The sequence below is a fragment of the Streptococcus downei MFe28 genome (assembly GCF_900459175.1).
GTDB lineage: Bacteria > Bacillota > Bacilli > Lactobacillales > Streptococcaceae > Streptococcus > Streptococcus downei.
Genome location: NZ_UHFA01000001.1, coordinates 1 through 6700 on the forward strand (window position 1 = coordinate 1; position 6700 = coordinate 6700).

At 48.6% G+C, this 6700-nt stretch carries 4 pseudogenes; 2 read left to right on the forward strand and 2 right to left on the reverse strand.

The features are described 5' to 3' along the window. Positions 1-2710 (reverse strand): annotated as a pseudogene (locus DYE66_RS00005) (AAA family ATPase); the annotation flags it as partial. Then, positions 2710-3208: pseudogene (locus DYE66_RS00010) on the reverse strand (exonuclease sbcCD subunit D); the annotation flags it as partial. The pseudogenes DYE66_RS00010 and DYE66_RS00005, both read right to left, overlap by 1 nt. A gap of 16 nt (positions 3209-3224) precedes the next feature. Here DYE66_RS00010 and DYE66_RS00015 point away from each other — a divergent pair. Together DYE66_RS00015 and DYE66_RS11115 are read left to right on the forward strand one after the other, a co-directional pair. Then, positions 3225-3652, forward strand: a pseudogene (locus DYE66_RS00015) (exonuclease sbcCD subunit D); the annotation flags it as partial. Then, positions 3652-6700: pseudogene (locus tag DYE66_RS11115) on the forward strand (AAA family ATPase); the annotation flags it as partial. The pseudogenes DYE66_RS00015 and DYE66_RS11115, both read left to right, overlap by 1 nt.

A 6700-nucleotide genomic window follows, 5' to 3' on the forward strand; every position in this document is an offset into this window, starting at 1 on the left:
TGACATAGGTCTCCAGCTTGAGACGCTGACGGCCGGTCTCCGTTCCGCTAATAATGTTTTTGAGCTGGGTCAGCTGGCTAAATTCTTCCAAATGGTGACCAGCCTCAGTCAGAAGCTCCTCAATTTTAGCTACCAGCTGGCTAACCTGATGGAGCTGACGCTGTGCCAGGGCCTCTTGATTGGAGGCCTGGGTCAGGGCCAAGTCTGCTTCTTCCTTTTGCTGGGTCAGAGCCATCAGGTCTGGCTCTTCTTGCCCAAGCAAGACTTGGTTAAGCTCAGCTAAACTGGAGTCCAGAAACTCCTTATTTTGCTGATACTTGGTTAGCCAGGTTTGTAGCGCTACTGCTTGACCAGTCGCTAAGTCAGCCAACCAGTCATCAAGTTCAGAGCGCTCATGGGTCAGAGCTTCAGGGGCAGCCAGACTGGCTTTAAGTTTCCCGCTCAAAATTTCCAAGTCTGACTGATTGGCCTGCAAGCTTTCAGTCTGACTGGCTAAGCGACCTTGAAGACTAGACAAGACTTCCTTGCCAGCTGCCACTTGCTTCTGACAACTTTCAAACTCCTGACGGAAGGCCTGATAGGAAGCCTTGCATTGGGCTATCTCCCTCTCATAATAGGCTGGCTCCTCGAGGATTGGATTGGCCTCAAGAATCTGGCCTTGACTCTGTTCCAGTGTTTTAAATTGACCTGATAAACTAGCCATCTTCTCTTGGCCATTTTGCTGGTCCTGCTCTAATTTGGCCAAGTCATGGGACAGTTCTTCCAGCTTTTGGTCCTGCTGACTTCTTTGGTCAAAACGCTCTTGATAGACGTGAGCCAGCTTTTCCTTTACGCCCTGACCGATTTGATGCGAATAAGATTTTTCCCAGATGAAGCCACTCAAGTAGGTGGCGGTCACATCCTGTAGGCTCTGGTAATCGGTTTCTAGGAGCTCTCTTTGCTCTTGGCTAGCCTTTTCCTTGTCAGCTAATTGACTAGCTATTTGGCTAACCTCAACTTGCTGGGTTTGGAAGGCTTCCTGCTGGCTAGCAAGTTTGGTCTCTAATTCCTCTACTTCCTGGGAGAGGTTGACCAGAGCACTTTCATCAACCAGCTCAGCCTTGCTTCCTGGATGATCCAAGGAGCCACAGACAGGGCAGGGACTACCTTCTTCTAATTCGGCTTGGAGCTTGGCCACCATCAATTTGAGCTGGTCCCGCTTGATTTCCTTCAGCCGAGCCTGGAGGTCAGCTAGGTCTGCTTCAAGTCCTGCTAAATGCTCAAGGCTGGCCTCCCTTTGGTCAGAAAGCTCTTGCCTGTCTGCCTGCAGGTCCACCAATTTTTGCAAACCTTTTGTCAGGTCACTATCAACTAGGTCTTGAACTTTCTGGAGAAGTTTTTTCAAATCTAATAATTCCCGGTCAGAAACCAGATCAGCTTCAATCTGAGTCCGAGCCTGCTTGACTTCCTGCTCCCGCTCAGACAAGCCTGCTTGGTCTCTGGCTAATTTTTCCAGGCTGGCCTTAGTTGTTTTTAAATCAGCCTGGACCTTAGCGAGGGTTTGAGCACTATTTAGGGACAGGGTCAGATTTTCAATGTCTTCCTGAGCCTTTTCCTGCTGACTTTCTTGAGCCTGCAAGTGACTCAGTCGCTTTTCAAGTGGTGCCTGCTTTTCTTGACGCTCAGCCAAGTCATCCTGCAAGTCGGCTATCCTTTTTTCTAGGTCCCCTACAGCCGCTTGCTTGGCCAGCTCTTCCTTGACCAAATCGGCCAGGCTGTTCGCAAAATCTAATTGGGCCAGTTTTTCTTGCTTTTGCTGGTAAGCTTCAGCCTGTTCCAAAATTTCGGTTTGATAACGGGCCTCCTGGGCCTGGCGCTCCTGAAACTGACCATCCAGCTTTTGGGCTGTCTGGTAGGCTTGGTCTGCTTGTCTGGTCGCTTTTTCAGCCTCAGTCTTTTCCTGCTTGGCTTTGGCTAAAGCATCTTGATAATACTGGTGTCTTTCTTGGGCCAATGCCAGTCGCTGGTCACTCGTTGCCTCAGTAAAGGCCTCTCTTTCTTCCTCTGTCCAAATTTGACTAGTGAAGTGGCCATCCAATTTCGCTTGTAATTGGCTTTGCTCCTGCCTAGCTTGGGACCATTTCTGAGCCAAATCATCCTCAAATTTAGCAAAAGACCTGGGTGCCAAAAATCTGTCGCAGAATTGGAATTTTCTCACTGGTCGGCGACTTGAGAAACTGGCTGAACTGGTATTGTGGCAACAAAATAATCTGTTTAAACTGCTCACTAGTCAGACCCAGAAGATCAACAACGGCCTGGTTGGTCTCCTTGGGCTTGCCAGCTAATTTATCCAGCTCTATCCCGTCAACCTTATCAACAACGGACAGGCTGGCCTTGCTGGTCCCAATTCCCTTGCCCCGATCCAGACCCTTTCGGGGTTTCAAATCCAATTCTCGCTCCAAGCGGTAGAGCTGGTTGTGGTGTTCAAAATAGAAAACTACCCTAGTTCTAGGATCCTTGAGGCTAGCAAAGGTTGAGCGCAACTCATTAACAGGTCGGTCGCTGGAAGTCTTGTCGTAGAGGGCGTAGGTCATAGCATCAAAAATACTGGACTTACCTGCTCCCGTTCGGCCACTAATTAGAAAAAGGTTAGACTCATCAAGCCTAGAAAATCTAAGATCTCCTGACGGTAGGGGCCAAAATTGGTCATTTCAATCCGAATGGGTCTCATCAGGCTTCCCCCTTTCCTAATAGTTCCTCGACCAGAGATTTTTGATAGGCCGTCAACTGGTCTCCTCCTGTCATCTCTGAAAAGAATCTGCAATCAACTGGTCCTCGGCTAGTTGCGACTGACTAGAATTAAAGCTAGCTCGTTTCATCTTCGGCTTGGCCTTGGTTTCCTTAATTCGCAAATCAATGATTTCTTGTCCATAGATTTCCTCCAATTGGAATCGAACATTGATGCCCTCCAAATCCTTTCGCTCCTCCACTAGAATATCAAAGGCAAAACGCGCTTTTTTCCTTGGGTATTTGTCATAAAAAACCTGCTGCAAAAGCTCCTGATAGGGAGCCTCCAAAACGTAAAATCCTTGTAGGGCTTGAGGGGATGGAAGGTCTTTTGGATGGCCCCATCCGAAATGTCCAGCAGGTAACCCCCTTAACGTCCTTGCGCTTGCTTCACCGTTGAAAACAGGATGCCACTATAGGGCAACCGTCTCGTCGGTGAAGCAAGCGCAAGACGTTAAGGGGTCTACCTGCTGGACATTTCGGATGGGCCATCCAAAAGACCTTCCATCCCCTCAAGCCCTACAAGGACTTTTTACGTTTTGGAGGCTCCCTATCAGGAGCTTTTGCAGCAGGTTTTTTATGACAAATACCAAGGAAAAAGCGCGTTTTGCCTTTGATATTCTAGTGGAGGAGCGAAAGGATTTTGGAGGGCATCAATGTTCGATTCCAATTGGAGGAAATCTATGGACAAGAAATCATTGATTTGCGAATTAAGGAAACCAAGGCCAAGCCGAAGATGAAACGAGCTAGCTTTAATTCTAGTCAGTCGCAACTAGCCGAGGACCAGTTGATTGCAGACTTCTTTTCAGAGATGACAGGAGGAGACCAGTTGACGGCCTATCAAAAATCTCTGGTCGAGGAACTATTAGGAAAGGGGGAAGCCTGATGAGACCCATTCGGATTGAAATGACCAATTTTGGCCCCTACCGTCAGGAGATCTTAGATTTTTTCTAGGCTTGATGAGTCTAACCTTTTTCTAATTAGTGGCCGAACGGGAGCAGGTAAGTCCAGTATTTTTTGATGCTATGACCTACGCCCTCTACGACCAAGACTTCCAGCGACCGACCTGTTAATGAGTTGCGCTCAACCTTTGCTAGCCTCAAGGATCCTAGAACTAGGGTAGTTTTCTATTTTGAACACCACAACCAGCTCTACCGCTGGAGCGAGAATTGGATTTGAAACCCCGAAAGGGTCTGGATCGGGGCAAGGGAATTGGGACAGCAAGGCCAGCCTGTCCGTTGTTGATAAGGTTGACGGGATAGAGCTGGATAAATTAGCTGGCAAGCCCAAGGAGACCAACCAGGCCGTTGTTGATCTTCTGGGTCTGACTAGTGAGCAGTTTAAACAGATTATTTTGTTGCCACAATACCAGTTTCAGCCAGTTTCTCAAAGTCGCCGACCAGTGAGAAAATTCCAATTCTGCGACAGATTTTTTGGCACCCAGGTCTTTGCTAAATTTGAGGATGATTTGGCTCAGAAATGGTCCCAAGCTAGGCAGGAGCAAAGCCAATTACAAGCGAAATTGATGGCCACTTCACTAGTCAAATTTGGACAGAGGAAGAAAGAGAGGCCTTTACTGAGGCAACGAGTGACCAGCGAACTGGCATTGCCAAGAAAGACACCAGTATTATCAAGATGCTTTAGCCAAAGCCAAGCAGGAAAAGACTGAGGCTGAAAAAGCGACCAGACAAGCAGACCAAGCCTACCAGACAGCCAAAAGCTGGATGGTCAGTTTCAGGAGCGCCAGGCCCAGGAGGCCCGTTATCAAACCGAAATTTTGGAACAGGCTGAAGCTTACCAGCAAAAGCAAGAAAAACTGGCCCAATTAGATTTTGCGAACAGCCTGGCCGATTTGGTCAAGGAAGAGCTGGCCAAGCAAGCGGCTGTAGGGGACCTAGAAAAAAGGATAGCCGACTTGCAGGATGACTTGGCTGAGCGTCAAGAAAAGCAGGCACCACTTGAAAAGCGACTGAGTCACTTGCAGGCTCAAGAAAGTCAGCAGGAAAAGGCTCAGGAAGACATTGAAAATCTGACCCTGTCCCTAAATAGTGCTCAAACCCTCGCTAAGGTCCAGGCTGATTTAAAAACAACTAAGGCCAGCCTGGAAAAATTAGCCAGAGACCAAGCAGGCTTGTCTGAGCGGGAGCAGGAAGTCAAGCAGGCTCGGACTCAGATTGAAGCTGATCTGGTTTCTGACCGGGAATTATTAGATTTGAAAAAACTTCTCCAGAAAGTTCAAGACCTAGTTGATAGTGACCTGACAAAAGGTTTGCAAAAATTGGTGGACCTGCAGGCAGACAGGCAAGAGCTTTCTGACCAAAGGGAGGCCAGCCTTGAGCATTTAGCAGGACTTGAAGCAGACCTAGCTGACCTCCAGGCTCGGCTGAAGGAAATCAAGCGGGACCAGCTCAAATTGATGGTGGCCAAGCTCCAAGCCGAATTAGAAGAAGGTAGTCCCTGCCCTGTCTGTGGCTCCTTGGATCATCCAGGAAGCAAGGCTGAGCTGGTTGATGAAAGTGCTCTGGTCAACCTCTCCCAGGAAGTAGAGGAATTAGAGACCAAACTTGCTAGCCAGCAGGAAGCCTTCCAAACCCAGCAAGTTGAGGTTAGCCAAATAGCTAGTCAATTAGCTGACAAGGAAAAGGCTAGCCAAGAGCAAAGAGAGCTCCTAGAAACCGATTACCAGAGCCTACAGGATGTGACCGCCACCTACTTGAGTGGCTTCATCTGGGAAAAATCTTATTCGCATCAAATCGGTCAGGGCGTAAAGGAAAAGCTGGCTCACGTCTATCAAGAGCGTTTTGACCAAAGAAGTCAGCAGGACCAAAAGCTGGAAGAACTGTCCCATGACTTGGCCAAATTAGAGCAGGACCAGCAAAATGGCCAAGAGAAGATGGCTAGTTTATCAGGTCAATTTAAAACACTGGAACAGAGTCAAGGCCAGATTCTTGAGGCCAATCCAATCCTCGAGGAGCCAGCCTATTATGAGAGGGAGATAGCCCAATGCAAGGCTTCCTATCAGGCCTTCCGTCAGGAGTTTGAAAGTTGTCAGAAGCAAGTGGCAGCTGGCAAGGAAGTCTTGTCTAGTCTTCAAGGTCGCTTAGCCAGTCAGACTGAAAGCTTGCAGGCCAATCAGTCAGACTTGGAAATTTTGAGCGGGAAACTTAAAGCCAGTCTGGCTGCCCCTGAAGCTCTGACCCATGAGCGCTCTGAACTTGATGACTGGTTGGCTGACTTAGCGACTGGTCAAGCAGTAGCGCTACAAACCTGGCTAACCAAGTATCAGCAAAATAAGGAGTTTCTGGACTCCAGTTTAGCTGAGCTTAACCAAGTCTTGCTTGGGCAAGAAGAGCCAGACCTGATGGCTCTGACCCAGCAAAAGGAAGAAGCAGACTTGGCCCTGACCCAGGCCTCCAATCAAGAGGCCCTGGCACAGCGTCAGCTCCATCAGGTTAGCCAGCTGGTAGCTAAAATTGAGGAGCTTCTGACTGAGGCTGGTCACCATTTGGAAGAATTTAGCCAGCTGACCCAGCTCAAAAACATTATTAGCGGAACGGAGACCGGCCGTCAGCGTCTCAAGCTGGAGACCTATGTCATTCAGGCCTACCTGGAAGAGATTCTGACCTATGCCAATGACCACTATATCGGTCTTCTCAGCAACCAGCAGTTTGAATTTTTTAATTGGCAAAGAAGGGGCTGGTAACAGCCAGTCGGGTCTGGAAATTAACATTTACGACAGGGCCAACAATAAAGAATTGCCCGCCTCCTCCCTATCAGGCGGTGAGACCTTTATTGCCTCCCTAGCTATTGCCCTCTCCTTATCGGAAGTTGTGCAAAATACTAGTAATGGGGCCCTAGTGGAAACCCTCCTTATTGATGAAGGTTTCGGTTCCTTGGCGAGGAGACCCTGGACAAGGCCATCACTGTTCTGGAG